Source organism: Planococcus sp. 1R117A, from assembly GCF_051417975.1.
In the GTDB taxonomy this organism is placed as follows: Bacteria; Bacillota; Bacilli; order Bacillales_A; family Planococcaceae; genus Planococcus; species Planococcus shenhongbingii.
Genome location: NZ_JBPRLO010000004.1, coordinates 307,501 through 331,695 on the forward strand (window position 1 = coordinate 307,501; position 24,195 = coordinate 331,695).

Sequence of the window (24,195 nt, forward strand, 5' to 3'; positions counted from 1 at the left end):
TTTCGTTGTTATAGTAATGCCAAGAGGTGGATAAAATGAAAATAGAGATTTGGTCAGATTATGTGTGCCCATTTTGTTACATAGGCAAACGAACACTGGAACAGGCGTTAAAAAAATCAGGATATGAAAGCCAAGCGGAAATTTCATTCAAAGCCTATCAGTTGGATCCGAATACACCGCTTAACTCGACGGTTTCAACACATGAGCATCTAGCAAAAAAGATGGGGCGAACAATAGACCAGGCAAAAGAAATGACCAATGGCGTTGCAGAGCATGCGCGTACAGTAGGTCTTGAATATGATTTTGATGAAATGGTGGAAGCCAATACATTTGCAGCTCATCGTCTGGTGAAATGGGCGGAAGGTTTAGGGAAAGATGCAGAGCTGACAGAACAGTTGCTGCACGCATATTTTATCGAAGCAAAAAACGTCGGGAATCATGAAGTTTTATTGACCACTGCTGAAAAAGTAGGCCTGCCGCGGGAAGAAGCGCAAGAAATGCTTGCTTCTGATCGCTTTACAGCTGAAGTGCAGTCAGATATTGCTGAAGCGCATCAAATTGGCGTCCAAGGTGTTCCTTTTTTTGTCATTAATCGAAAATATGCAATTTCCGGTGCCCAGCCGTTGGAGGCGTTTGTCGATTCGCTTATTCAAATTGGTGAAGAAGAAGGCATCCGGCCGGCTCTTAAACCGAAGGGAAGAAAGCAAACCACTTATTGTACGGGAGATTCTTGTGATGGATGAGCAGAGTGATAGACTTTCACTCTGCTTTTTGTTAAACTGAAAACATCTCGAATTAGAGAGGTATAAAAATAGCATAAAAGGAGTTTTTGAAGAATGAATGTATTAGTCGTAAAAGCCAATAACCGACCAGCTTCCGAAGGGGTTTCAAGCAAAATGCATGAGGTATTCATGAATGAAATCGGAACTGATCTAGACATAAAAACATTTGACGTGTTCAAAGAAGATATGCCTTATTTCGGGCAGGACTTTTTTGATGCCATGCAGAAATCGGCTCAAGCTGAACCGATGTCTGAAACAGAGCAACGCATCTTAACAGCTTCTGCTAAAGCAATGGACGCATTCATGGAAGCAGACGTAGTCGTATTTGCTTTCCCATTATGGAACATGACAATCCCTGCAGCTCTTCAAACGTTCATTGATTATATTTACCGTGCGGGTGTAACATTCAAATACACTGAAGAAGGCCCGGTAGGACTTGTTCCAGAGAAGAAAGTTATTATCCTAAACGCACGCGGCGGCGTCTATTCCACTCCGGAAATGGCTCCTGCTGAAATGAGCGTTACGTATGTCCGCAATATCATGAACTTCTTTGGTATCCAGGATATCAATGAAGTAATCATTGAAGGCCATGCACTAGATCCAAATGCAGCACCGGCAATCATTGAAGAAGGCTTGGAGCGCGTAAAACAAGCTGCCCATTCACTTCAAGGCATTAAAGCTTAATAACTATCCGAAAGCCCAAAAGCGGAATTCCGCTTTTGGGCTTTTTCTTTTTGGTTAAAAGTAAGGGGGACAGGGTAGATATCTTATAAAAAGATTGTAGGAGGGATGGCATGATTCAAGAAGAGAATTTCAGTCGTGTTCCGGAGCAGCTTAAATCGTATTGGAGAGAGTTTAAAGATGTTCCGAGTTTTCCGGCGCTTCAAGGAAATGAGTCCACTGATATTGGAATAATCGGAGGCGGGATTGTCGGCATAATCAGCGCTTATTTGCTGGCAAAAGCGGGACGGAAAGTCACATTGATTGACGCAGGAAAATTGGTAGATGGCGTTACAGGCCACACAACTGCAAAAATTACCGCGCAGCACGGGGTCTTTTATTTCCCGCTCATTAAAATTATGGGACAAGAAAAAGCCCGACTGTATTATGATGCCAATATGGCTGGTTTGAACTTTATCAAAGATACAGCTTCTGAACTTGGAATTGACTGTGATTTTGCTCATCAAAATGCCTTTGTCTATGCCAATACAGCAATTGGGGCAAAGCTGATTGAAAAAGAAGCGGAAGCATACGGGCAATTGGGAATAGACGGAGGACTGGCGAAAGATCAAGTAGAATTGCCGTTTGAAGTGGAAGAAGCCATCATTATGCGAAACCAGGCCCAGTTCCATCCAGTGAAATTCCTTGCGAAGCTGGTCAGTGAAATTGAGCGGCTGGGCGGCAAAATTTATGAACAAACACGCGCAGTTAAAATTTTGAGCAAAAATGATCCGGTCATCCAAACAGAAAACATGTCCCATCTTTCCTGCAATAAAGTAATTGTGGCAACGCATTACCCGTTCAATAGTTCGGATGGCTTTTACTTCACGAGGCTTAACATTAGCCGCTCTTATGTAATCGCAGCCCGGACAACTGGGGAAATTCCAAAAGATATGTATGTCAGCGCGGATATGCCTTCACGTTCATTGCGTTATGCGACAGATGAAAATGGTGAAAAGCTGCTGTTGATTGGTGGTGACGGGCATGCGACTGGGAAAAGCAAAACTCCGACGATGGAGCATTATGAAAACCTAGAGAAATTCGGAGACAAGTATTTTGGGATTCGGGAAATCCCACACCGCTGGTCGGCCCAGGATTTGACCACACTTGATAAAGTGCCATACGTCGGAACGATTACTGCAGGATACGATAATATTCTCGTCGCTACAGGATTCCATAAATGGGGCATGGCAAACGGCGCAGTTTCAGGAATGATATTAGCTGATCAAATTCTTGGAAGTCCAAATCCGTATGCCGAACTTTTCAACCCGACCCGTACGAAGATGAAGGCGGTCGATGCATTGAGTTTTATTAAAGACAATGGTGGAGTAGCAAAAGAACTGGTCAAAGGAAAATTGAAGATGCCGTCAAAAACCGTCGAGACGCTTGCGAAAGGCGAAGGCGGACTGGTCAAATACGGCAAAGGGAAAGCGGGGGGCTACAAAGACCAATACGGCCAAGTGCATTTGGTCGACACTACTTGCACCCATATGGGCTGTGCAACTCATTGGAATGATGCCGAACGTTCATGGGATTGCCCTTGCCACGGTTCCCGTTTTTCTTACACGGGAGATGTATTGGAAGGCCCAGCGGTAAAGCCGCTTAAGAAAATTGAACAGGAATATTAAAAAAGCAGTACGGAGAGTTTCTCCGTACTGCTTTCTGCTTTTCGCTTTCGCTTTTCATGTCCAGCTGCAAGAGCCAGTTTCTCGGGTCATAAGCCAACCCATCTGCACGGCATAAACACGCCGTTTCGATGGTTCGTCTTATGCCCGTCGAATCTACAAGGGCGCTTCCGCTTTTCGTGTCCAGCTGCAAGAGCCAGCTTCTCGGGTCATAAGCCAACCCGGCCCTGTGGCACAGACACGCCACAATGCCGGTCTGTCTTACGCCTGTCGAAGCTAAACGGCTCTTTCCGCTTTTCAACTATTAAGCCGGGTTAGCTTCTAATTCAAGTGAAATCTTGATGTCTTCGCCGACCATAACGCCGCCAGTTTCAAGAGCTTGGTTCCAAGTAAGGCCGAAATCTTTGCGGTTTACTTTGCCTTCTGCACTGAAAGCAACAACTTCTACGCCCCATGGGTTAGTGCCTTTGCCGCCGTATTCTACTTCAAAAGTAGCAGGGCGAGTGATTCCTTTGATTGTAAGGTCGCCAGTCAATTCGTATTCGTCGCCTTTTTTCGTGATTTCGTTAGCATTGAATGTGATTTCAGGGTATGTTTCAGCATCAAAGAAATCAGCAGAACGCAAGTGGTTGTCGCGGTCTGTGTTGTTTGTGTTAATGCTTGCTACGTCGATTTTGAAGTCGATCAAAGCGCCATTCAAGTCTTCTTCGTTCGCTTCAACTGTTGCGTCGAATGAAGTGAAGGAGCCTTTTACTTTAGAGATCATCATATGTTTTACTGAGAAGCCGATTTCTGAGTGAGCTGCGTCGATTGTCCATTTTTTCATGTATAATTCCTCCTAAATATTCTATCTATTTTAACTATAGCTTTAATAAGTCTCAATGTCAATAGGCTTTAATTAATAATTCTCGAATTCGAGATATTATTTTATCGGTCTTTAGAACGGAAGATACTGCTTTCGCTTGTCAAACCTTCAATAAAATTAGATACTAATAGAAGCGAAAAGTTAGAAGGGATTTGCTTTGGATGACGAAAGAACAATGGTTAAGTGATTTGCGCCGTTTTCTGGCTGACGATCACGTGAAAATAAATGAGCCGCTACACCTGCATACATTGACTCGAATGGGTGGGCCTGCTGATATATTTGTAACACCGACTACTGAAGATGAAACTGCTTATACAGTTAAATATGCATACGAAAATAAAATTCCATTATTATTGCTGGGCAACGGGTCAAATATGGTTGTCCGTGACGGAGGCGTACGCGGGATTGTGTTGAATTTGAAAAGTTTGCGCACGGTCCGCATAGATGGGATAACCGTTTATGCACAAGGCGGCGCCAATATTAAAGAAGTATCCAAAATAGCTGCGGCCAACCGGCTGACAGGGCTGGAATTCGCTTGCGGCATCCCGGGTTCAATCGGAGGCGCAATGGCGATGAATGCCGGAGCATATGGCGGAGAGATCAAAGACGTTATCCGCCAAGCCACCGTATTGACGCGTGAAGGTGAAAAATTGGTGCTGTCGAAAGAAGAATTAGAACTTGGCTACCGTAAAAGCATCATTGTAAAAAAAGGGTATTATGTTTTATCAGCTGAGTTTAACTTGGAACACGGCAAGCAAGCTGCCATTGACGCTAAAATGAGTGATTTGACATATCAGCGTGAATCCAAGCAACCGCTTGAGTTTCCTTCAGCGGGCAGTGTCTTTAAGCGTCCGCCAGGGAATTTCGCGGGCAAGCTGATTCAGGAAAGCGGGCTGCAAGGCAAAGGTTTCGGGGGAGCGGAAGTTTCCACCAAGCATGCCGGTTTTATCGTCAACAAAAACAATGCTACCGCGAACGACTATATTCAGACAATTGAAATGGTGAAATCAGCCGTTTATGAAAAGTTTGGCATTGACCTGGAACTGGAAGTGAAAATTGTCGGAGAAGACTTGGTGTAATCTTAAGCGTGGGCTCTACTACAGAGCCCACGCTTTTTTTTATGCGAACAAAATATGGTATACTGAATTATCAAAAAAGAGAAGGGGCACAGTATGATAGAATTTTCGACAAACGGTTTAATTCTTATGGGCGGAATATTTCTTTTAGCCGGCGTCCTTATGACCAAAGTATCCTCGCGCGTAGGCGTCCCTTCTCTGGTATTATTCATGATCATCGGGATGGCTCTCGGCAGTGATATATCAGGTTTAATCGATTTTACTAATGCAAAAATAGCTCAATTGGTCGGAATCGTCGCGCTCATCTTCATCTTGTTTGAAGGGGGATTGCAGGCGAATTGGAAACATATCCGTCCTGTTATTGGCGGTTCCATTGCACTCGCCACTGTTGGAGTTATGATTACGACTGTAATCGTGGCCGTCACAGCAAATTACATTTTGGACATTACATGGCTGGAAGCCTTTCTATTAGGCTCTATTGTAGGGTCAACTGACGCAGCGGCAGTGTTTTCAGTGCTTGCAGGCCAAAACATCAAATCAAAGATATCTTCTACTTTAGAAGCGGAGTCGGGCACCAATGATCCGATGGCGATGTTCCTTACAATCGCTTTTATTCATTTGATCCAATCGCCTGAGGTATCAGTAGGTTCGATGGTCGGCACTTTTGTGCTGGAAATGGGGCTAGGGGCGATCATAGGCTTGGCTTTAGGATTTTTGGCGTCTTGGACGCTTAATCGCATCAAATTGAACACATCCGGTTTGTATGCGGTTTTATCAGCAGGATTCGCAATTTTCATCTACAGCTCGGCTGCCATGCTCCACGGCAGCGGCTTACTGGCCGTTTATCTGGCGGCTTTAGTGATTGGAACACGGCAATTGACGCAAAGTTACTCGATCGTCAGTTTTCATGGTGCTATGGCTTGGCTGATGCAGATCATTATGTTTGTTTTGCTTGGCCTACTGGTTTTCCCAAGTCAATTGGCGGAATGGGATTTAATCTGGAGAGGGTTAGTGCTGGCGTTCGTGCTGTTATTGATTGCACGTCCGGTTGCAGTTTTTGTTTCGACCTTGTTCTTTGATTACACTTTAAAAGAAAAAATATTTTTGTCATGGGCCGGGTTAAGAGGGGCAGTCCCGATTGTGCTGGCCACTTTTCCGATGCTGGCGGGGATTGAAAACAGCTATTTATTCTTTAACATCGTCTTTTTCATCGTGATTACTTCCGCTTTGCTGCAGGGCTCAACAATTCCATTTTTTGCGAGAAAGCTGTCATTGAACGGAAGACCATCGCAAAAACGGATTCATTCGCTGGAGCTTATCTCGATGGACCGGGCGAATGCGGAAATGCTGGAAGTGGAACTGACGGATAAATCGCCGTTTGCCGGCCAGCTCGTGCAGACAATCGGCTTGCCGAAGCATACTTTGATTAGTGCCATTATCCGTTCTGGAAAATTAGTCATGCCTACCGGAACAACGAAACTGAAAGCCGGAGACGTGCTTTATGTATTAACTGAAAAAAAGCAGGTTACCAAAGTGAAGATGGTGCTTGGAGAAGAATATATTGTCAAATAGCCCACTGCAGTGGGCTATTTTTTCCTGATAAAGGAATTTTCCGCTTGCCGGTCGAAAAGATACTTTAAGAAAAACGCAGAAGTTGAAGGGGAGCGGCATGTGGGGGGAAAAATGAAGAGCAGGAAATGGCTGAAATGGGTCTTGGGGATATTAGGTGTTTTATTGGTGATGGGGATTGCAGCAATTGTTTTTGTAAACGTTTACATAGAGCGGTCTAACCCGCAGATTGAAGGTGAAACGTCTGTCGGTATTCTTAGCAATAATGTCAAAGTTATACGGGACCGTATTGGCGTTCCGCATATAACCGCGCAGTCCGATGCGGATTTATACCGGGCGCAAGGCTATGTGCAGGCACAGGACCGGATGTTCCAGATGGATTTATCACGCCGGCAGGCAAGTGGGCGATTGGCGGAAGTGGTAGGTGCAGCGGCCATCGATACAGACAAATTTTTCCGGACATTCAGCTTGCGCGATGCAGCTGAAAAATCATGGGAAGGCTACGATGATGAAGCGAAACAAGTGCTCGAGTGGTATGCCGAAGGAGTTAATGCTTATCTGGAAGAAGCAGAAGGGATCTTAAGCTATGAGTTTGCCCTGCTTGGCTATGAGCCGGAACAATGGACACCGGTCGATTCATTGACCATCGGCAAATTCATGGCATATGACCTGGGTGGCAACTGGTCGACGCTGGCCATTCGTCACTGGGCGCTAAACGAATTTCCGGAAGATAAAGCACGTGAGTTGTTCATCAAGTACCCGGAAAATGCAGCGTCCATCATCGAGGCGAATTTAAAGCAGCCGGTGAAAGTGGCTGGTGAGTTTGAGGCGTCAGTCATTCCGCCAGAATTCAATGGCAGCAATAACTGGGTAGTGTCAGGCGATAAAACCGAAAGCGGAAAGCCGTTGCTCGCTGATGATCCGCATCTCGGGCTCAGCACGCCATCGATCTGGTATCAGATGCATTTGGAGTCTCCAGAACAAAATGTCAGCGGCGTCATCTTTGCAGGAGTTCCAGGGATTATTCTCGGGCATAACGAAGAAATTGCTTGGGGCGTGACAAATGTGGGACCGGATGTGCAGGACCTTTACATTGAAACACCAAATCCCGACAATCCGACTCAGTTCTTGTATGAAGGCAAATGGGAGCAAGCGGAAGTGCGGGACGAGCCAATCAAAGTGAAAGATGGAGAAACGGAAGAATTTGAAGTTATGGTAACTCGCCATGGTCCGATCATTTCAAATGTACTCTACGAAGAGGAGGATCCGGGTGCTTTGTTCTCCATGCAATGGACAGCTCTCGAGCCGACGCTTGAATTGCAGGCAGTACTGGACTTCAATAAAGCTTCCAATTGGCAGGAGTTCGAAACCGCCCTGGAAGATTTCCAGGCGCCTGCCCAGAACTTTGTATTCGCATCGACAGACGGTACGATTGCCTATAAAGCAAATGGCCGCATTCCTTTGCGCAAATCAGGAGATGGCCAGCTGCCGGTTCCGGGAGATTCTGCAGAATACGGCTGGGACGGCTATGTGCCGTTTGATGAACTGCCGACCGTCGTGAATCCGGAAAATGGATTTATTGCTATGGCGAACAATAGAGTGGTCGAAGATTCCTATCCTTACCATATCACTCATTTTTGGGCACAGCCATACCGCTATGAACGGATTGCGGAAGTGCTTGAGGCATCAGACGATTTGACGGCAGAAGACATGATGGCACTTCAGATGGATCAGAAGAATTTATACGCCGCTGAATTTCTGGCTGATATGATAGCAGCAGTTCAGAGTGAAACGGACGACTATGATGAAGTTTTTAGAATGATGAAAGCCTGGAATCAAGTGGATAGTGAAGACCAGGCAGCACCGCTCGTTTTCCATAAATGGATGAAGCAATTACCGAAGACTTTACTGGCAAATGATTTTCCTGAAGACGTCTACGAGTTGCTTCCTGGGAAAAACCACATTACTGACCAGCTGATGCGGGAGGCTTTCAGCGGAAAAGAAGGTGCGTGGGTCACTGAATACGGCGGTACGGGAAAATGGCTGACCGATGCATTGGAAGCAAGTCTGGAAGAAGTCGAAAAGGAATTTGGCAGCGACATGGAAGACTGGAAATGGGGAGACGGCCATCAATTGACATTCCCGCATCCTTTAGCCGGCGCATCTCCGGTTTTCGCCCAATTCCTGAATCCCGATCCAGTTCCGATTGGCGGTTCCAATATTACCGTGCAAGCCGCTGCTTTTGATGGGGAAGGTAATGTGGACCACGGAGCATCGTGGCGGTTCGTTGCCGATTTAAGCGATTTATCGAGTGCCTATCATATTGTCGGCCCAGGGCTCAGTGGCCATATGAAATCGGATTATTTCCATAACCAAGTGGATGACTGGGTCGAAGGCGATTACCATGAAACGGAAATTGAAGAAGGCGCGGAAGGGACAACATTAATTTTGTCGGCTGATTAAGTTATACTGAAAGAAAACGATATGGGGCGGTTTTTTTGAAAGGACTCTTAGCGGTCGGCTTCGGGGGGATGATCGGTTCATTGCTTCGAGCCGGCATTTACGGAACAATTCCTTCCACAATAGGGTTATGGACAGTGAACTTATTCGGCAGTTTGCTGATTGGTTTTATCGCGGCCCGCTATTCTCATAAATCCGCTGAATTCAGGCTGTTTGCGTCGACTGGATTGATTGGTTCTTTTACCACATTCTCCGCTTTTTCAGCTGAATGGTTTCGTCTGCTGGATAGGGAATTTCTTTTAGGAATCGTATTTGCTGTTTCTATGACACTATTTTCAGTTGCTGCAGCAGCTATTGGATTAATGATTGGCCGAAAGCAGGATGCTCAATGATTGCGATTGCGATCGGCGGGTTTTTTGGGGCAATTGCCCGGTACGGTTTTTACTGGGTGGCCGAAAGCCGTTCCAAGCACCCGAAATTGGCAACTTGGTTCGTCAACAGCAGCGGTTCATTTGCTATAGGTGCTTTAATAGGGGCAGGCAATCAATCGGCATTTTGGCTGACGGGATTTCTAGGGGCGTTTACAACTTTCTCGACAATGGCGCTTGATGCGGTGAAAGACTTTGAAGACGGCAAGTGGCTGCGAGGGCTTGGATACCTTACAGCTACTTTGGCCAGTGGAATTGTGTTGTTCAGCGCAGCTTTTGTGTTGTTCTGAAAAAGGAGTTGGCCCAATGAAAATTGGCGCCAACTCCTTTTTTAATTGAATAGGCCTTTTTCAACCACTCGGCCTAACCGGCCAGTGGTTGTTTCTGCATGAAACAGCGATTGGTAAATCGCTTCTTCTGTAGCTTCAACGGTCGCCTGGAATAGCTCATTCATTAAGGGGTGATCATCTCTTAAAATTTCCGGACGGTAAAAGGCGTCATCTGTCTGATGGAAAATACGGTGGGCATTTGAAAAAGCGATGATGATATCTCCGCTGCCATTGCTGATGGAAGTGCCGGTGCGCCCAAGGCCGATGGCTGCCCGTTTGGCCAAACGCTTCAACTGGCGGCTGTCGACTGGTGCATCAGTGGCGACTACAATAATGACAGAACCATCCGGCTTGTCAGGGGGAGGAGCATCGGTTTTCCAATTGGTGATAGCCAGGTCTTCTTTGCGGCCGAAATTCGTCAAGGCCAGCACGCCAACTGTAAAAGCTTGATCTTCAATTCGGGCAATGCGGGAAGAAGAGCCGATGCCGCCTTTGACGCCGTAGCAGATCATGCCTTTGCCTGCTCCTACTGCACCTTGTTCAAATTGTTTCTGGGCATTATTAATCGCTTGTTCGGCATGGAGAGGCGTGACAGCCATCCGGCGCATCGAATTCAAATAGCTGTCGTTGCATTCGCCGACGACTAAATTGAGCGAACTGGTCGAGTCTCCGATTGCCGGATTTTCACGCAGCATCCAGTTCATCGTTCCTTGCAGCACAGCCGCCACGCTGAATGTATTGGTCAGCATGATCGGTGACTCCAGAAGACCGAGTTCATCCACTTGGACAAGGCCGACCGTCTTTCCAAATCCATTCAACACAAAACTGGCGGCAGGTACTTTCTCTTCAAACCAATTGCCGGCATGCGGCAAAATGGCCGTGACTCCCGTACGGATCGCTTCCGTTTCCGACAAATCATCTTCCAGTGTAACATGGCCGACAGTTACGCCTTCCACATCCGCAATTGAATTCAATTTCCCATGTTCCACTGACATCACCATTTCCTTTTTGTTTGATTATATCAAAAAGAGCTGCTCCGAAATTATTTTCGGAACAGCTCTTTTTTCTGTTTAGTCTCCAGCTCTTTTCTTACTTCACGATGATAACCGGTGCCTGTACGCGTTTCGCCACTTTATGGCTGACGCTTCCAAGGACCATCTCCTGCAAAGAATTCAAGCCTCTGCTGCCGATGAAAACAACATCGTAGCCCACTTCATTGGCATGCTTCACAATCGTGGGCCCTGGCGTACCGTGCAAGGTCTTTGTTTCAAAGGCGACTCCGGCTGAACGGAAAATTTCTTCAAGCGGCAATAAATGCTTGCGGCGTTCAAAGTGGACTTCATCACTGCTTTGTCCGTGAAGAATTTCAGTCCGGGCTTTTTCGTAATCAATTACGTAAAGAATCGTCACGACAGCATCCGGATTTGACTTCGCCATCTTGACCGCTTCTTGTGCGGCCCGTTTTGAATGGTCGGAGCCGTCTGCTGCAACAAGAATTTTCTGGTACATCCGAGTCCCTCCTTAATGTTGATTTGAATTCTCTCCAGTATTGCCATAGGTGGCCAATGTGTTGACGAGTTTTTGGCTTGATGCGTTGAGCCCGATAATTTCAACAGTTTTCGCTTTCGCTTGTAATCGCCCTAGGACCCGGTCGATGGCACCTACACCTGATTCATCCCAGACATTAGCATCCGAGAAATCCAGGACAATGTGATCAGCCGGTTCTGCGTGGTCAAGTGCTGCAACGAAATCCTGCGTGGAAGCAAAGAACAATTGGCCATGTATGGTATAAATATTCGACGCATCGGTGTCCATTCCTTTTTTACGGACTTCCACTTTTGAAATTTTAGCTGCGAACAGCAGCGCACTTAAAATAACTCCGGCGAAAACGCCTTTTGATAAATCATGCGTGTATACGACCACGACTACGGTCACCAGCATAACAATGGCATCTGATTTAGGGGCGGTTACCAAATACTTGAACGAGCCCCAATCGAATGTTCCGATGCAGACCATTACCATAATTCCCGCAAGGACAGGCATCGGGATCTGGACGACCCATTCGCCAAGCACAATGATCAAAAACATCAGTACAACGCCCGAAACGAAAGTCGATAAACGCCCGCGTCCGCCGGAACGGACGTTAATGCCGGATTGGCCAATCATTGCACAGCCGGCCATGCCGCCGAAAAAGCCAGTGACAAAGTTGGCGATGCCCTGGCCGCGGGCTTCCTGGTTTTTGTCTGAATCCGTTTCCGTAGCATCATCAATAATGGAAGCCGTCAAAAGCGATTCCAGCAAGCCGATGATGGACAACGCCAAAGCTGTCGGGAAAATAATCTGCAATGTTTCAAAATTGAATGGAACATCCGGAATGAAGAACGTCGGCAAAGTTTGTGATATCGTGCCGAGGCTTCCAACATTCTGCATATCGATTCCGGTATACATGACAATTCCGGATAAAACCAAAATGGCGATAAGCGGCGCCGGAATAGCCGTAAAGAACCGCGGCAATATATAGACGATGGCAAGCGTTGCTGCAACAAAAATATAAGTCACCGTATTCAAGCCGAAAATAAACGGCACTTGCGCCAGGAAAATCAGAATGGCCAGTGAATTGACGAAACCGATCATAACGGCATTGGGGATGAATTTCATGAAACGCGCGATTTTCAAAAAGCCGAAAATCACTTGCAGAATGCCTGTCAGGATGGTTGCTGCCAGCAGATAATCCAGACCGTGATCACGGACGAGCGACACCATAGCCAGCGCCATGGCACCAGTTGCCGCTGAAATCATAGCCGGTCGGCCGCCGACAAAAGCGATAATGACGGCGATGGAAAATGAAGCGTAAAGGCCGACCATTGGGTCAACTCCAGCAATGATGGAGAAAGCGATGGCTTCTGGTATGAGAGCAAGGGCTACCACAATGCCGGAGAGGATGTCCCCGCGGATATTGCCGAACCATTGCTCTTTGTAAGACAAGGTATTCAAAAATTTCACTTCCTTTATATAGTTTTGTATCTAAGCTTCAACGCTTGTTGGAGTTGAACAGGCGGTTCCGCTTTTCTTAATGTCCAGCTTCGGTGCCTAGACCCCCGAGGTCGCTTCGGCCTTGTCGGGCCTTTCAAGGCACCTCCACTTTTCTTGCTGTCCAGCTTCACCGCCTAGCTCCTCGGGGTCATAAGCCAGACCGGCTGTGCGGCTGAAAATATGCCGCTTCGCCGATCCGTCTTATGCCTGTCGGAGCTGAAACAGGCGGTTCCGCTTTTCTTAATGACTTCCCACTCTCAGAGAAGTCCCAGGGCATTGGCAATAGCTAAAACTTTAGCATTTTTTGGGGAAGGTGTAAATATGACAACATTCAAACGCATGTTTGACTATAATTGTCGGAAGATTTATACTGTAAGTAACAATCAAATAGACATTTGAATGAAAGTAGGAATAGGCATGAGAGAACTGTGCGAAGTGACAAAAGTCCATCCTGAAGTGGTGGAGAACGTTCAAAATCATATGACGGATTTAGTGGAAGTCGCAAATCTGTTCAAAGCACTTGCTGACGAAACAAGATTGAACATCGCTTATGCTTTGACCATTGAAGAAGAAATGTGTGTGTGCGATATTGCGGCAGTGATCGGATCTTCAACAGCTACCGCTTCTCATCATTTGCGTTATTTAAAAGACCGCGGACTGGCAAAATCGGTTCGCAAAGGGAAACAAGTATATTATTCATTATCCGACAGCCATGTATATCAGCTGGTTACCGTTGCCCACGAACATGCGAAAGAGGGTGTAGAGGATGCAAAAGACATATCGTCTTGAAAATTTATCGTGTACCAGCTGTGCAGCTAAATTCGAAAAAAATGTCCGGGCCTTGCCGGAAATCAATGAGGTCAACTTGAATTTTGGCGCTTCTAAACTGATGGTCGATGGCAATGTATCCATCGAAGATCTGGAAAAAGCGGGGGCGTTTGACCATATCCGGGTTTTTCCTGAAAAAGAAAGAGTGGAATACACTCCGTTCTACAAGCGGCGCCAATCTATTGAGACCATAATTTCACTTATATTATTGATAGCAGGGGTTATTGTTTCTTTTCAAACCTCGGAAACAGATCCTGTTGCTATAGGTTTATTCGCGGGATCAATATTGGTCGGCGGCTACCAGATGTTCTGGACTGGCCTTCGAAACTTATCAAAGCTCCAATTTGATATGAAAACGTTGATGACGATTGCCATCATTGGAGCAGTCATCATCGGAGAGTGGCGGGAAGGGGCCGTTGTAGTCTTCTTGTTCGCGGTCAGTGAAGCGCTGGAATCGTTTTCGATGAACAAAGCACGCCAGTCGATCCGTGGATTAATGGACTTAGCGCCGGCGCGCGCTCTTATCCAGCGACAAGGCGAATTGCTGGAGCTGGATACAGAAGACATTCGCATTGGTGATATCTTGATCGTGAAGCCGGGCCAAAAGATCGCCATGGACGGATCGGTATTAAGAGGAATAAGTTCTGTGAACCAGGCGGCCATTACCGGAGAATCGATTCCGGCAGCCAAACAAGCCGGCGATGAAGTATTTGCGGGCACGCTTAATGAAGAAGGCGCATTGGAAGTCACCGTCACCAAACGGGTGGAAGATACAACCATTGCTAAAATCATTCATTTAGTAGAAGAAGCGCAAGCAGAAAAAGCACCGTCCCAAAAGTTTGTCGACCGTTTTGCTAAGTATTACACACCGGCAATCATCATTATCGCATTTTTAGTAGCGATAGTGCCCGGTTTGATTACAGGCAACTGGGAACTATGGGTTTACCAGGGGCTTGCGGTTCTTGTAGTTGGTTGCCCATGTGCGTTGGTCGTATCGACTCCAGTGGCAATAGTCACAGCCATTGGGAATGCTGCACGGCAAGGCGTGCTGATTAAAGGCGGCATCCATTTGGAAGAGACGGGACGCATCAATGCAATTGCGTTCGATAAAACAGGAACGCTGACAAAAGGCTATCCGGAAGTGACGGATGTCTTTGCAGAATCTGGTTATACCAAGGAAGAAGTTTTGAAAATTGCGGCTTCTGTCGAAGTGATGTCTCAGCATCCTTTGGCTCGTGCCATTACGCTGAAAGCGGAAGAAGTTTATCCGTATGCCGATTTCGGATCAGTAACTGGAAAAGGTGCGCATGCTGTCGTCAATGGTTTGCTCGTCTATGTCGGCAGCTTTAACTGGGCAGAGGAATTCGGCTTTACGGTTCCAGACAAATACCGACAATTGCAGGAAAGCGGCAAATCCGTGATGGCAGTCTTTTCAGAAATGGAACTGATCGGAGCGGTCGCAGTAGCCGATGCCATCCGGGAGGATAGTCCGGAAATTATCCGTAAATTAAAAGAGATGGGTATTGAAGAAACCATCATGTTGACGGGAGACCATCCGGTGACGGCCCGGGCCATCGCTTCTCAAATTGGCGTTAAGGACGTGCGTGCCGGATTGATGCCCGAAGATAAGTTGTCAGCCATCAAGAAACTTCAGCAAACCTATGGCCGCGTCGCGATGGTAGGAGATGGGGTCAACGATGCGCCGGCCCTTGCCGCTTCCACAATTGGCATTGCCATGGGAGGAGCGGGTACCGATGCCGCGCTTGAAACAGCAGATATCGCTTTAATGGCTGATGATTTGGAAAAACTTCCTTATACAATTCGACTCAGCCGGAAAACATTGCGTATAATAAAAGAAAATATTGTTTTCGCATTAGGCTTAAAAATTATCGCATTGCTTCTAATCATTCCGGGCTGGTTAACTCTGTGGATTGCCATATTCGCGGATATGGGTGCTACGCTGTTGGTCATCATGAATGCCTTGCGGCTCGTAAAAATTCAGAAGTAAGCAAATAGCTTGGGGGATATTGTATTGAAGTTGACAGAATGGTCGATGGAAGAGCAGGAACAGCTCATTGAATTTATGACAAACAACTCCTGGCCTTTTCATGGCCAGGAACATCCGGTCCGCGCATTAATCGAGAAGACGATTGTAGAAGGCGGCTATAAGTCGGATCAAGTAAGAACGTTTTGGATTGAAACTGATGAAGGTGAACAGGTTGGAGTAGTAAAGATTTTTGATTTGCAGGATGACATTCCGCTTTTTGACTTGCGGATTGCTGATCCATACCGCGGTAAAGGATACGGTCCAAAAGCGCTTAAAATGATTGCGGATTTCGTGTTTTCTCTGCCTGAAAAGAAAATTCGCCTCGAAGGCAATACACGCCATGACAACTTTGCCATGCGCAAAGCTTTTGAGCGCACGGGATTCGTTAAAGAAGCCCATATTCGCCAGGCCTGGTTTTCACCGCGGGAAAACCGTTATTACGATGCAGTGACTTACGGCATGACTCGGGAAGACTGGGAAGCGGGCATCATCACACCGGTTCATTGGGATGACGAAATACTGGCAGAGAAAAAATCTCATTTCAATCCATTGCTATTCGATTTTTCCAGTGAATTTGAATCGGAGCGCCTATTGATCCGTGCGCCAAGAAGAGAAGATGCTGTGCATATTTACGAAGCTGTCCTCCGTTCGATGGAGTCGCTGCGTCCCTGGATGCCGTTTGCTCAAAAAAAACCGGTCCTTTCGGAAATAGAATCCAATTTAATAGAGGCAGAAGCGGATTTTAAACTGCGCAAAGATTTAAGATTGCATTTCTTCTCAAAAGAGACCGGGGAATTTATTGGATCTTCTGGTTTGCATCGCATTGATTGGGAAGTACGGAAATTTGAAATCGGTTATTGGGTGGATCACCAATTTGAGGGGAAAGGTTATGTTTCAGAAGCGGTGGAGCGCATTACCCGTTTCGCATTTGAAGAGCTTGAAGCAAACCGTGTTGAAATCCGATGTGACCCGGAAAATGTGAGAAGCCGTGCAGTTGCTGAACGCTTGAAATTCGAACTGGAAGGCATCCTGCGCAAGGACACCATTTCAAAAATGGACCATAAACTGCGGGATACATGTGTTTACGCGAAAATAAAAGAACAATAAAAAGGCCGGGGGCAATTTGCCCCCGGCTTTTTTATTAGTGTCTAGTGATAACGGCTGTTTCCGCTTTTCATGTCTAGCTGCAACAGCCAACTCCTCGGGTCGTAAGCCACTTTGCCTATGCGGCAAAAAACGCCGCTTCGGCAAATCGTCTTACGCCTGTCGGAGCTGAACGGCTGTTTCCGCTTTTCTTAGCTAAACGCCTTTTCTTCCAGAAATTAAGTTAATAACTAAGATGATTGCCGCGATGATTAATAAAATGTGAATCATACCGCCGGCGACGTCCATTAAAAATCCAATTAACCAAATAACAATAATAACTGCTAAAATAATCCAAAGTATGCGTCCCATGTTCCTCACCTATCCTTTCCGTTCAGATAGTAATAAGTACCCCTAACAATTTCATGTCAAACATCCAGAAAGTTGAAATAATTCCAAGCCATCCGGAGGCAAGTTGTTTCCGCTGTTGGGGTATAGTAAACTTAAAGGAGTTACGTTAGGGAGGAACCGACTTTGCCTACTCCAAGTATGGAAGACCATATCGAAATCATTTATTCATTAATCGAACAAAAAGGATATGCGCGCGTGTCTGATATTGCGGAAGCTTTATCGGTTTTGCCATCTTCAGTCACGAAGATGGTTCAAAAGCTTGATAAAGATGGCTATTTGATTTATGAGCGCTATCGCGGGCTTGTTTTGACGCCACGAGGGCAAAAGCTGGGGAAACGTCTGTTAAAGCGGCATGATCTGCTTGAACAATTTCTTCGCTTGATCGGGGTTGATGAAGAACGCATTTACGAAGATGTTGAAGGAATTGAGCATCATCTAAGCTGGAATTCAATTAACCGGATCGCTGATTTGGTTCAAGTGCTGGAAGAAAACCCGGATTTACTAATGAAACTGGAAAAGTTAAAGAACGAACAAAAAGAGAGTTAATTGAAGGAGGCTTCACAATGGCATTGCATCCAGGAGAAAAAACAACATTAAGCATAATTGACCGGTCAAGCTCACAGTGGATTTTGACAAACAGTTCAGGTGACGAGGTTTTGATGAATGCGTCTGAATTGGAAGAAGGACAGGAAGTCGGGGAAGAAATCGAAGTATTTCTATATCGCAACCGCCAAGGCGGAATATCTGCTACACCAATGATTCCGCATATTCTGCCGAGTGTTTACGGCTGGGCAAAAGTGCTGAAAGCATCAAACCGTGAAGGGCTGGTAGTGGATATCGGAACTTCGAGAGAAGTATACGTACTTCCAGCTGATCTTCCACAAATTGAAGAACTTTGGCCCCAGCAAGGCGACCATATTTTCATGACACTCCGGACGGACCGCTACGGCGATTTGTATGGCCGCTTGGCAACAGAAGAAAAGGTGCAGGAACTGAGTGTTCCAGCACCTGAAGAAGTGTTTAACAAAGATTTGAAAGCACGGGCTTACCGTTTGCTTCCGGTTGGCACTTTCATGCTGTCGGTTCCGGACATGTACCGGATTTTCGTGCATGAATCAGAACGGACAGAAGAGCCGCGTCTTGGAGAAGAAAAAAGCGTCCGAATAATTGGCGTGAAAGAAGATCGGACGTTGAACGGTTCCTTACTGCCGCGCAAACAAGAACGTCTGTCGGATGATGCAGAAATGATTCTGAGCTATTTGAATGAATCAGGCGGACAAATGCCTTTTACAGACAAATCATCGCCAGAGGAAATCCAGGAAATATTCGGCTTGAGCAAAGCGGCATTCAAGCGTGCCCTAGGCCGATTGTATAAAGACCGCAAAATTGTCCAAGAAGAAGGCTGGACAAAATTAACTCTTTGATGCAACCTTTTCAAGTTAAAAGCGTATTAATTTGATGAAGGGAGCAAATAACTATGAAAAAAATAATTACTGGGATTACATTAACTTTCGCTTTGGCATTTATGCTGCCGCAGGCCGGTTCAGCAAATGTAGGAATAAATGAAAAATTCGGGGTGCCGATTGTCGTCTATGGCGGCAACTTGTCCGATACTGAAAAAGAAAGTGTCGCTAAAGATTTGGATGTAGCGGGAGAAACTGAAGTGGAAGAAATCGAAGTGACAGGGCAAGACTTGATCACTTACATAAAAGACGGCGATTCCAGAGCCCGTATGTATTCTTCTGCAAAAATCACCCGCAAAGACGCAGGTGAAGGGCTGGTCATTGAAATTGTGACTCCTGATAATATCACACAAGTAACCAACGAAATGTATGCCAATGCTATGCTGACTGCTGGGATTGAGGATGCAACGGTAGAAGTGGCTGCACCGAAACCGGTAACTGGCCATTCGGCGCTTGTCGGCATCTATAAAGCGTATGAAGTGAACGGCGAACAGCTGGATCCTGAACGCACAGATGTCGCCAACGATGAATTGACCGTAGCAACTGAAATCGCAGACAGCGGCGTGGACGATGCGAAAGTAAGCGAACTTTTGACTGAAATCAAAAAGCAAATTGCTGAACAAGATCCGGCTACCAAAGAAGAAGTGCAAACGATTGTAGAAGAGCAATTGACCAAACTCCAAATCGAACTTAGCCCTGAAGACCGCCAACTATTGGTGGATTTAATGGACCGCATTCGCCAATTGGATATTGATTTCTCTAAATGGTCAACTCAACTGGAAGACTTGAGCAAAACAATTGAAGATAAAATTGGCACGGTCGTTAATGATGAAGGCTTTTGGCAAAGTGTTAAAGACTTTTTCAATAAACTAATCGATGGAGTCCGTGGTTTAGTAAGTTAATAACCAAAACAGGTGAACCAGTGGAAACACGGTTCACCTGTTTTTATATGGGTAAACATACTAGTGGAAAGTGCATCCGGAGCAACTTCAATAGAAGATGCCTTTTTGCCTGAGATAAGCCGATTTCAGTTTCTTGCAAGAACAAAAAGAACATGCTATTATGACTTTAATATCTCGAATTCAAGATAATTTAAAAGGAGGGTATAAAATTGAAATTAGAAGGCATTCACCACGTGTCCGCAATTACCGCCAATGCGGATAAAAACCATGATTTTTTTACACGCATCTTAGGTATGCGGCTTGTAAAGAAAAGCGTCAACCAGGATTCCACTTCGTCGTACCATTTATTTTATGCTGATGCAGTTGGCACTCCTGGAACTGACATGACATACTTTGATATTCCGATGGCAGGAAGAACTTATCCAGGGGTTTCAAGCATCAGCAACACGGCTTTCCGGGTGAAAAGCGAGGAAGCTTTACAGTACTGGATCGAACGCTTTAAAGAATTCGGAGTTCCTCACGGAGAGGTTGAAGAACTGTTTGGCCGCCTTACTCTGACTTTCCAAGACTTTGAAGGATCCCGCTTGATGCTGGTAGTGGACGATGGCTCAGGAATTGAATACGGCATTCCTTGGACCAAAGCAGACGTGCCGGAACAATTCGCTATTGTCGGACTGGGGCACATGCGGTTGACGGTTCGCAGAAACGACAAAACTTCAAAGGTGCTGACAGACGTTTTAGGGTTTGAACAAATCGGCTCCTATCCGTCAAAAGTTGAAGGCATGAAGGATATTTTAGTGTTTTCAACAGGAAAAGGCGGCCCTGCTGGCGAAGTACATTTAGAGGAGCGCACAGACTTGCCTCCAGAACGCCCAGGCAGAGGCAGCGTCCACCATGTTGCCTTTCGCGTTAAGACGTTTGAAGAGTACAGTAAATGGAACGAGTATTTGCGTTCAAACGGCTTTATGACGTCCGGTGAAGTGGACCGCTATTACTTTAAAGCGATTTATTTCCGCGAACCGAATGGCATTTTATTTGAACTGTCAACAGACGAACCGGGATTTGCCACAGATGAGCCGCTGGAAAGTTTGGGCGAAAACTTGGCTTTGCCGCCTTTTCTAGAGCCAAAACGCGCACAAATCGAAGCGTCATTGCGACCGCTGGCGATCAATAAACAAACGTAAGGAGGAAGTAAAGTGGATTTTGAACTAACGGAACTAGGACATGATGAATTTGCTTATCGCTTGGAAGAGAACGGTGCAGTGAAAGCAGAAATTACCTGGACACAAATGGCTGATGTAATGGTCATTGAACACACCTTTGTGGACGAATCCATGCGGAACCAAGGACTTGCGAAAAAGCTGTTGGATAAAGCAGCAGATTATGCGCGTGACAACCAGTATAAAATGGAGCCTGTCTGTTCATATGCGGCAGTTGCTTTTGAACGCTACAAAGAATACGACGATGTTAAAGTTTAAAAACAGCTTCTAACAGCGGGGTAAACAATGCAAAAAGCAATCCTCTAATTCTTAATAGGGGATTGCTTTTCTATATTGGTGTTATGTAATTGTTCATCTTAGGCCTCCGCATTATAGAGCTGTCATGAAGAAAACGATGGCTGTTAAGAGGGATGCTCCACCAATGCCGTACATGAAATCCGCTTGGTTAAATATTAACTTATTTTCCATTTTATAGAACCCCTTTCAAATCTTTGATATTATTAATTTACCCGCATTACCTAAATATAAACAGGTTTTATTAATTTTATTAGGGGAATGGAATAGGTGATAACAAAAATCTTACTAGCCACAATTGGCAAAGGAGAATTTTGGAAAGAGGTGAATTGGATGAACGGACAAAGAGATGTAAGTAGAGGCGGGGAAAAAGCGCTCGGCATCATTGGCATTGTTTTTAACATCTTGGCTATTGCACTTATCGTTTTTTCAATTTTGAGCTTTGGCGATGTCCAGAACAATCCGGAGTTCCGTCAGTATTTGGAAGATCAAATGCTGAATGACCCGGCATTATCAACGAATCCTGCAGAAGCTCAAGTGTTGATTGATGGATTATTGGCAAGCTTTGGAGTAGTGGGATGGATCATCGTAGGGCTTTTGGCAATCAGTACTGTTCTTGCCTTATTAGCGATTGCGAAACTTGGAAGAAACCGAAATCCTAAATTAGCCGGGATTTTCTTTATTATCGCCGGTTTGTTTGCTGGGTTGCTGTCTCTCACATCGATTCTTTTCTATATTGCAGCGATTATGTGCTTTGTGCGCAAACCGCGCGATAATGGCAGAGGAGTTCAGGATGAGGAAACGCTGCGCCGTGAAAATGAGCGGCTTCGGGACGATAACCAAAACCTTCATCGGGATGAACAAAGGCTTCGTGAAAAAGAGGATCAGCTTCGTGAAAAAGAAGAACAACTTCAACGGGAACGGCAAGTACGCCAGACAGAACATCGCCTGTCTGAAGAAGATATGGTACAGCGCGAAGATTTAAAGCGCCGTGCGGACGAGCGTCTTCGAAAGGATAGCGATGATACACCGCGCCGACCTTTATAAAGAAAAACACCTACTTTTACAAAGTAGGTGTTTTTCAGTTTGTTGAGAAAGTTAAAATTTGTATTAGCTAGCATCCCTTAACCGATATTCCGCCAACCAGCTGCGAAGATATTAGCCGAAGCCTGCGAGGCTAAGTCTTTGCGACGAGCTTGCGCAGGAGCAGTATGTTTTCCTCCGCTGTTTGGCTCCATATCTGGAGAATCGGAACAAACAAGAGAGGGTCTTCTTGAACCGTCACACTTTTCGAGCGTCTCTAAAAGTGACAACAGAGAGCTGAATGCAGCGGAAGGCGGCGACTTCTGCGGGAATAGGGCGAGTCCTGAGACCCCGCAGGGAATGAATGGGGCAAAAGCAGTTTGCCCCGTTCATTTGCGACGAAGCTAGCGCAGCGATGCAGGAGCACACGGTTTTCGCCAGCAAGCGAGGAGGCTCAGGCCGCACCCCGCGAAAAGCGTCCGCCCTGGAGCGAAATGAAAAAGGCCGTCGAGAGTTTCTTGCCAGCCTGAAAACACCCACTTTTATAAAGTGGGTGTTTTCAAATCGTAGACATATTTAGCCGTCTGCAGCAGATGGCCTTCAAAAAACTCTTCAAATTCCTCGACAAGTTTGAATCCGGTGGCTTCGTAAAACTTTCGGCCTTTTGTGTTTTCGCTTTCTACATAAACTGACAACTGGGAACCATCAAGCAAGTAAGAAAGGCCGCTGTTCAATAGTTGTCTGCCGTATCCATTCCGCTGATGTTCAGGTTTCAGGTAAAGGGCGATTAACTCTGAGTCGCCATCTTGGTCAACTTTAGTAAAGTTGGCAAAGCCGATGGGCTCATTTTCATGCATGGCCAAAAGGACAATCGTCTTTTTTAAACGCATCTCCATCATTGGGGTTGAGTAGGATTTATCTAAAAAACTTTTTTGGACGGTAGGGGGGATAATGCCTTCATAAGTATCATTCCAGCTAATATAAGCTATTTCCTGGACTGATGCTATATCTTCAATCGTGCCTGCACGAATCAATGTGATCACCTCTAAAATTCTTTCCGCTATCATAACAAAAAATCACCTGAATAGCCACTGATGTGGAATAATGGAAAGAAAGGGAGGAGATAAGTTTTGAACTGGAATACCTATCATTTTGATGAATTGACAGCTGGAAAACTATACGAATTCTTAAAGTTGCGTGTCGATGTGTTTATTGTGGAACAGAACTGCCCTTATCCGGAGTTGGATGATTTGGATCAAGAATCCGTTCATATGGCATATATGGAAAATGGACAAACACTGGCTTATGCACGGCTCGTTCCGGCTGGAGTGAAATACGATTTGCCTTCAATCGGGCGGGTAATTGTCCATCCTTCAGCAAGGGGCCGCGGATTAGCAAAAGAGCTTATCACAAAAGCGGTAGATTATGTTCTGACCGAATGGCAAGTGAACGAAATTCAATTGCAAGGCCAAGTATATTTGCAAAGTTTTTACGAGTCTTTTGGGTTTATGCCAATTTCAGAAGCATATGATGAAGATGGAATCCCGCATGTAGACATGAAATTCACGAAAAATAAAATGTAATCCTCATGTTATGTTTTTTATGCATACTTTAATAGAATAAGGGTATATAGAACAAAGACTAGAAATCACAAAGGAGTGGAGCGGATGGCAAGAGGCAGAGGGTTATTGCTTGCAGGACTGGCAGCTGGAGCGTACAGATACTTCAAAAAGCCGGAAAATCGCGAAAAAGCAACTGTGGCTTTTAATAATGCGAAAACGAAAGTGAATTCTTTTATGGAGTCTCAAAATTTGGACAAGCTTAATAAATCAGAGGCAGTACTGAATACCACAGATTCACGTGAAGATGAAAAGGTGACAGAAGTATCAAAGCCAAGCGTCCAATATTACAATGAAGACGCTCAAGAAGATGACGTAAATACCAAGTTGTCTTCAAACGATACTAGCCGTGAAAAGTCGGAGAATACGGATTCAATTGCTCCAGAACAACGGATCAGTACAGATAATCTATAAAGCG

General features: G+C 45.6%; 25 protein-coding genes. 19 read left to right on the top strand and 6 right to left on the bottom strand.

Annotation, left to right across the window (positions count from 1 at the left end):
- Positions 1 to 35 precede the first annotated feature (35 nt).
- From ACSFXN_RS14315 to ACSFXN_RS14325, 3 genes are all read left to right on the top strand, one after another.
- Complete coding sequence (locus ACSFXN_RS14315) at positions 36 to 743, top strand: DsbA family oxidoreductase (protein ID WP_437150765.1); 708 nt, start codon at positions 36 to 38, stop codon at positions 741 to 743.
- Positions 744 to 836: 93 nt separating this feature from the next.
- On the top strand, positions 837 to 1,466 hold the full coding sequence (locus ACSFXN_RS14320; protein ID WP_437150766.1) for an FMN-dependent NADH-azoreductase: 630 nt from the start codon (positions 837 to 839) through the stop codon (positions 1,464 to 1,466).
- Positions 1,467 to 1,576: 110 nt separating this feature from the next.
- Complete coding sequence (locus tag ACSFXN_RS14325; RefSeq protein ID WP_437150767.1) at positions 1,577 to 3,130, top strand: FAD-dependent oxidoreductase; 1,554 nt, start codon at positions 1,577 to 1,579, stop codon at positions 3,128 to 3,130.
- Positions 3,131 to 3,431: 301 nt separating this feature from the next.
- Here the strand turns inward: ACSFXN_RS14325 and ACSFXN_RS14330 are convergent, their stop codons facing one another.
- Positions 3,432 to 3,953, bottom strand: a complete 522-nt coding sequence (locus tag ACSFXN_RS14330; protein WP_300991282.1) for a YceI family protein — start codon at positions 3,951 to 3,953, stop codon at positions 3,432 to 3,434.
- A gap of 200 nt (positions 3,954 to 4,153) precedes the next feature.
- Between ACSFXN_RS14330 and murB the strand changes: the two genes are divergently transcribed.
- The 5 genes from murB (at position 4,154) to ACSFXN_RS14355 (ending at position 9,815) form a co-directional block, all read left to right on the top strand.
- On the top strand, positions 4,154 to 5,071 hold the full coding sequence (gene murB, locus ACSFXN_RS14335) for a UDP-N-acetylmuramate dehydrogenase (protein WP_300991283.1): 918 nt from the start codon (positions 4,154 to 4,156) through the stop codon (positions 5,069 to 5,071).
- 93 nt (positions 5,072 to 5,164) lie between these two features.
- Entirely contained in the window at positions 5,165 to 6,640 is a 1,476-nt protein-coding gene (locus ACSFXN_RS14340) for a potassium/proton antiporter (protein ID WP_300991284.1), read from the top strand.
- A gap of 111 nt (positions 6,641 to 6,751) precedes the next feature.
- Complete coding sequence (locus ACSFXN_RS14345; protein ID WP_437150768.1) at positions 6,752 to 9,100, top strand: penicillin acylase family protein; 2,349 nt, start codon at positions 6,752 to 6,754, stop codon at positions 9,098 to 9,100.
- A gap of 35 nt (positions 9,101 to 9,135) precedes the next feature.
- A complete protein-coding gene (locus tag ACSFXN_RS14350; protein WP_437150769.1) occupies positions 9,136 to 9,489 on the top strand; it encodes a fluoride efflux transporter FluC in 354 nt (117 codons plus the stop codon).
- A complete protein-coding gene (locus ACSFXN_RS14355) occupies positions 9,486 to 9,815 on the top strand; it encodes a fluoride efflux transporter FluC (protein ID WP_437150770.1) in 330 nt (109 codons plus the stop codon). The genes ACSFXN_RS14350 and ACSFXN_RS14355 overlap by 4 nt, the downstream gene beginning before the upstream one ends.
- A gap of 41 nt (positions 9,816 to 9,856) precedes the next feature.
- Here the strand turns inward: ACSFXN_RS14355 and ACSFXN_RS14360 are convergent, their stop codons facing one another.
- The 3 genes from ACSFXN_RS14360 to ACSFXN_RS14370 all read right to left on the bottom strand — a co-directional run bounded on the left by ACSFXN_RS14360 (position 9,857) and on the right by ACSFXN_RS14370 (position 12,848).
- Positions 9,857 to 10,849, bottom strand: coding sequence for a P1 family peptidase (locus tag ACSFXN_RS14360; protein ID WP_437150771.1), 993 nt, complete (start codon positions 10,847 to 10,849; stop codon positions 9,857 to 9,859).
- A gap of 94 nt (positions 10,850 to 10,943) precedes the next feature.
- Positions 10,944 to 11,363 (bottom strand): universal stress protein, encoded by a 420-nt coding sequence (locus ACSFXN_RS14365; RefSeq protein WP_300991287.1) that lies wholly within the window; start codon positions 11,361 to 11,363, stop codon positions 10,944 to 10,946.
- Positions 11,364 to 11,375: 12 nt separating this feature from the next.
- Entirely contained in the window at positions 11,376 to 12,848 is a 1,473-nt protein-coding gene (locus tag ACSFXN_RS14370) for a SulP family inorganic anion transporter (RefSeq protein WP_437150772.1), read from the bottom strand.
- A gap of 456 nt (positions 12,849 to 13,304) precedes the next feature.
- Here ACSFXN_RS14370 and ACSFXN_RS14375 point away from each other — a divergent pair, with 456 nt between their 5' ends.
- From ACSFXN_RS14375 to ACSFXN_RS14385, 3 genes are read left to right on the top strand one after another with little or no spacing between them, the layout of a single operon-like run.
- Positions 13,305 to 13,676: an ArsR/SmtB family transcription factor gene (locus tag ACSFXN_RS14375; protein WP_301857085.1), complete on the top strand. Its 372-nt coding sequence runs from the start codon at positions 13,305 to 13,307 to the stop codon at positions 13,674 to 13,676.
- Complete coding sequence (locus ACSFXN_RS14380; protein WP_437150773.1) at positions 13,654 to 15,723, top strand: heavy metal translocating P-type ATPase; 2,070 nt, start codon at positions 13,654 to 13,656, stop codon at positions 15,721 to 15,723. Before ACSFXN_RS14375 ends, ACSFXN_RS14380 begins: the two co-directional genes overlap by 23 nt.
- Before the next feature lie 24 nt (positions 15,724 to 15,747).
- Positions 15,748 to 16,869: a GNAT family N-acetyltransferase gene (locus ACSFXN_RS14385; protein ID WP_437150774.1), complete on the top strand. Its 1,122-nt coding sequence runs from the start codon at positions 15,748 to 15,750 to the stop codon at positions 16,867 to 16,869.
- 192 nt (positions 16,870 to 17,061) lie between these two features.
- On the opposite strand, the gene ACSFXN_RS14390 is transcribed toward ACSFXN_RS14385, so the two are convergent.
- The gene (locus ACSFXN_RS14390) at positions 17,062 to 17,217 is read right to left on the bottom strand and encodes a lmo0937 family membrane protein (RefSeq protein WP_300991292.1); all 156 of its coding nucleotides are present in this window, start codon (positions 17,215 to 17,217) and stop codon (positions 17,062 to 17,064) included.
- Between the two features lie 162 nt (positions 17,218 to 17,379).
- On the opposite strand from ACSFXN_RS14390, the gene mntR reads away from it, so the two are divergent.
- The 6 genes from mntR (at position 17,380) to ACSFXN_RS14420 (ending at position 22,182) form a co-directional block, all read left to right on the top strand.
- The gene (gene mntR, locus ACSFXN_RS14395; RefSeq protein WP_300991293.1) at positions 17,380 to 17,802 is read left to right on the top strand and encodes a transcriptional regulator MntR; all 423 of its coding nucleotides are present in this window, start codon (positions 17,380 to 17,382) and stop codon (positions 17,800 to 17,802) included.
- A 17-nt stretch (positions 17,803 to 17,819) separates the two neighbouring features.
- Positions 17,820 to 18,680 carry a CvfB family protein gene (locus ACSFXN_RS14400; RefSeq protein WP_437150775.1) on the top strand — a complete coding sequence of 287 codons (861 nt, stop codon included), beginning with the start codon at positions 17,820 to 17,822 and terminating at the stop codon, positions 18,678 to 18,680.
- 53 nt (positions 18,681 to 18,733) lie between these two features.
- Positions 18,734 to 19,621, top strand: coding sequence for a DUF1002 domain-containing protein (locus ACSFXN_RS14405; protein WP_437150776.1), 888 nt, complete (start codon positions 18,734 to 18,736; stop codon positions 19,619 to 19,621).
- 209 nt (positions 19,622 to 19,830) lie between these two features.
- The gene (locus tag ACSFXN_RS14410) at positions 19,831 to 20,805 is read left to right on the top strand and encodes a ring-cleaving dioxygenase (RefSeq protein WP_437150777.1); all 975 of its coding nucleotides are present in this window, start codon (positions 19,831 to 19,833) and stop codon (positions 20,803 to 20,805) included.
- A gap of 12 nt (positions 20,806 to 20,817) precedes the next feature.
- A complete protein-coding gene (locus ACSFXN_RS14415; protein WP_437150778.1) occupies positions 20,818 to 21,099 on the top strand; it encodes a GNAT family N-acetyltransferase in 282 nt (93 codons plus the stop codon).
- A gap of 369 nt (positions 21,100 to 21,468) precedes the next feature.
- The gene (locus ACSFXN_RS14420; protein WP_437150779.1) at positions 21,469 to 22,182 is read left to right on the top strand and encodes a DUF4064 domain-containing protein; all 714 of its coding nucleotides are present in this window, start codon (positions 21,469 to 21,471) and stop codon (positions 22,180 to 22,182) included.
- Between the two features lie 518 nt (positions 22,183 to 22,700).
- Here ACSFXN_RS14420 and ACSFXN_RS14425 read toward each other — a convergent pair.
- Positions 22,701 to 23,225: an N-acetyltransferase family protein gene (locus ACSFXN_RS14425; protein ID WP_437150780.1), complete on the bottom strand. Its 525-nt coding sequence runs from the start codon at positions 23,223 to 23,225 to the stop codon at positions 22,701 to 22,703.
- Between the two features lie 63 nt (positions 23,226 to 23,288).
- On the opposite strand from ACSFXN_RS14425, the gene ACSFXN_RS14430 reads away from it, so the two are divergent.
- Together ACSFXN_RS14430 and ACSFXN_RS14435 are read left to right on the top strand one after the other, a co-directional pair.
- Positions 23,289 to 23,741: a GNAT family N-acetyltransferase gene (locus tag ACSFXN_RS14430; protein WP_437150781.1), complete on the top strand. Its 453-nt coding sequence runs from the start codon at positions 23,289 to 23,291 to the stop codon at positions 23,739 to 23,741.
- Between the two features lie 84 nt (positions 23,742 to 23,825).
- On the top strand, positions 23,826 to 24,191 hold the full coding sequence (locus ACSFXN_RS14435) for a hypothetical protein (protein WP_437150782.1): 366 nt from the start codon (positions 23,826 to 23,828) through the stop codon (positions 24,189 to 24,191).
- Positions 24,192 to 24,195: the final 4 nt, after the last annotated feature.

Excerpts from the sequence above, each read along its gene's own strand:
- ACSFXN_RS14425 (WP_437150780.1), bottom strand. The coding sequence starts at position 23,225 with ATGATAGCGGAAAGAATTTTAGAGGTGATCACATTGATTCGTGCAGGC.
- ACSFXN_RS14325 (WP_437150767.1), top strand. The coding sequence starts at position 1,577 with ATGATTCAAGAAGAGAATTTCAGTCGTGTTCCGGAGCAGCTTAAATCG.
- ACSFXN_RS14420 (WP_437150779.1), top strand. The coding sequence starts at position 21,469 with ATGAACGGACAAAGAGATGTAAGTAGAGGCGGGGAAAAAGCGCTCGGC.
- ACSFXN_RS14345 (WP_437150768.1), top strand. The coding sequence starts at position 6,752 with ATGAAGAGCAGGAAATGGCTGAAATGGGTCTTGGGGATATTAGGTGTT.
- murB (WP_300991283.1), top strand. The coding sequence starts at position 4,154 with ATGACGAAAGAACAATGGTTAAGTGATTTGCGCCGTTTTCTGGCTGAC.
- ACSFXN_RS14360 (WP_437150771.1), bottom strand. The coding sequence starts at position 10,849 with ATGTCAGTGGAACATGGGAAATTGAATTCAATTGCGGATGTGGAAGGC.
- ACSFXN_RS14380 (WP_437150773.1), top strand. The coding sequence starts at position 13,654 with ATGCAAAAGACATATCGTCTTGAAAATTTATCGTGTACCAGCTGTGCA.
- ACSFXN_RS14355 (WP_437150770.1), top strand. The coding sequence starts at position 9,486 with ATGATTGCGATTGCGATCGGCGGGTTTTTTGGGGCAATTGCCCGGTAC.
- ACSFXN_RS14340 (WP_300991284.1), top strand. The coding sequence starts at position 5,165 with ATGATAGAATTTTCGACAAACGGTTTAATTCTTATGGGCGGAATATTT.
- ACSFXN_RS14400 (WP_437150775.1), top strand. The coding sequence starts at position 17,820 with ATGGCATTGCATCCAGGAGAAAAAACAACATTAAGCATAATTGACCGG.
- ACSFXN_RS14375 (WP_301857085.1), top strand. The coding sequence starts at position 13,305 with ATGAGAGAACTGTGCGAAGTGACAAAAGTCCATCCTGAAGTGGTGGAG.
- ACSFXN_RS14405 (WP_437150776.1), top strand. The coding sequence starts at position 18,734 with ATGAAAAAAATAATTACTGGGATTACATTAACTTTCGCTTTGGCATTT.
- ACSFXN_RS14330 (WP_300991282.1), bottom strand. The coding sequence starts at position 3,953 with ATGAAAAAATGGACAATCGACGCAGCTCACTCAGAAATCGGCTTCTCA.
- ACSFXN_RS14320 (WP_437150766.1), top strand. The coding sequence starts at position 837 with ATGAATGTATTAGTCGTAAAAGCCAATAACCGACCAGCTTCCGAAGGG.
- ACSFXN_RS14435 (WP_437150782.1), top strand. The coding sequence starts at position 23,826 with ATGGCAAGAGGCAGAGGGTTATTGCTTGCAGGACTGGCAGCTGGAGCG.
- ACSFXN_RS14390 (WP_300991292.1), bottom strand. The coding sequence starts at position 17,217 with ATGGGACGCATACTTTGGATTATTTTAGCAGTTATTATTGTTATTTGG.
- ACSFXN_RS14365 (WP_300991287.1), bottom strand. The coding sequence starts at position 11,363 with ATGTACCAGAAAATTCTTGTTGCAGCAGACGGCTCCGACCATTCAAAA.
- ACSFXN_RS14315 (WP_437150765.1), top strand. The coding sequence starts at position 36 with ATGAAAATAGAGATTTGGTCAGATTATGTGTGCCCATTTTGTTACATA.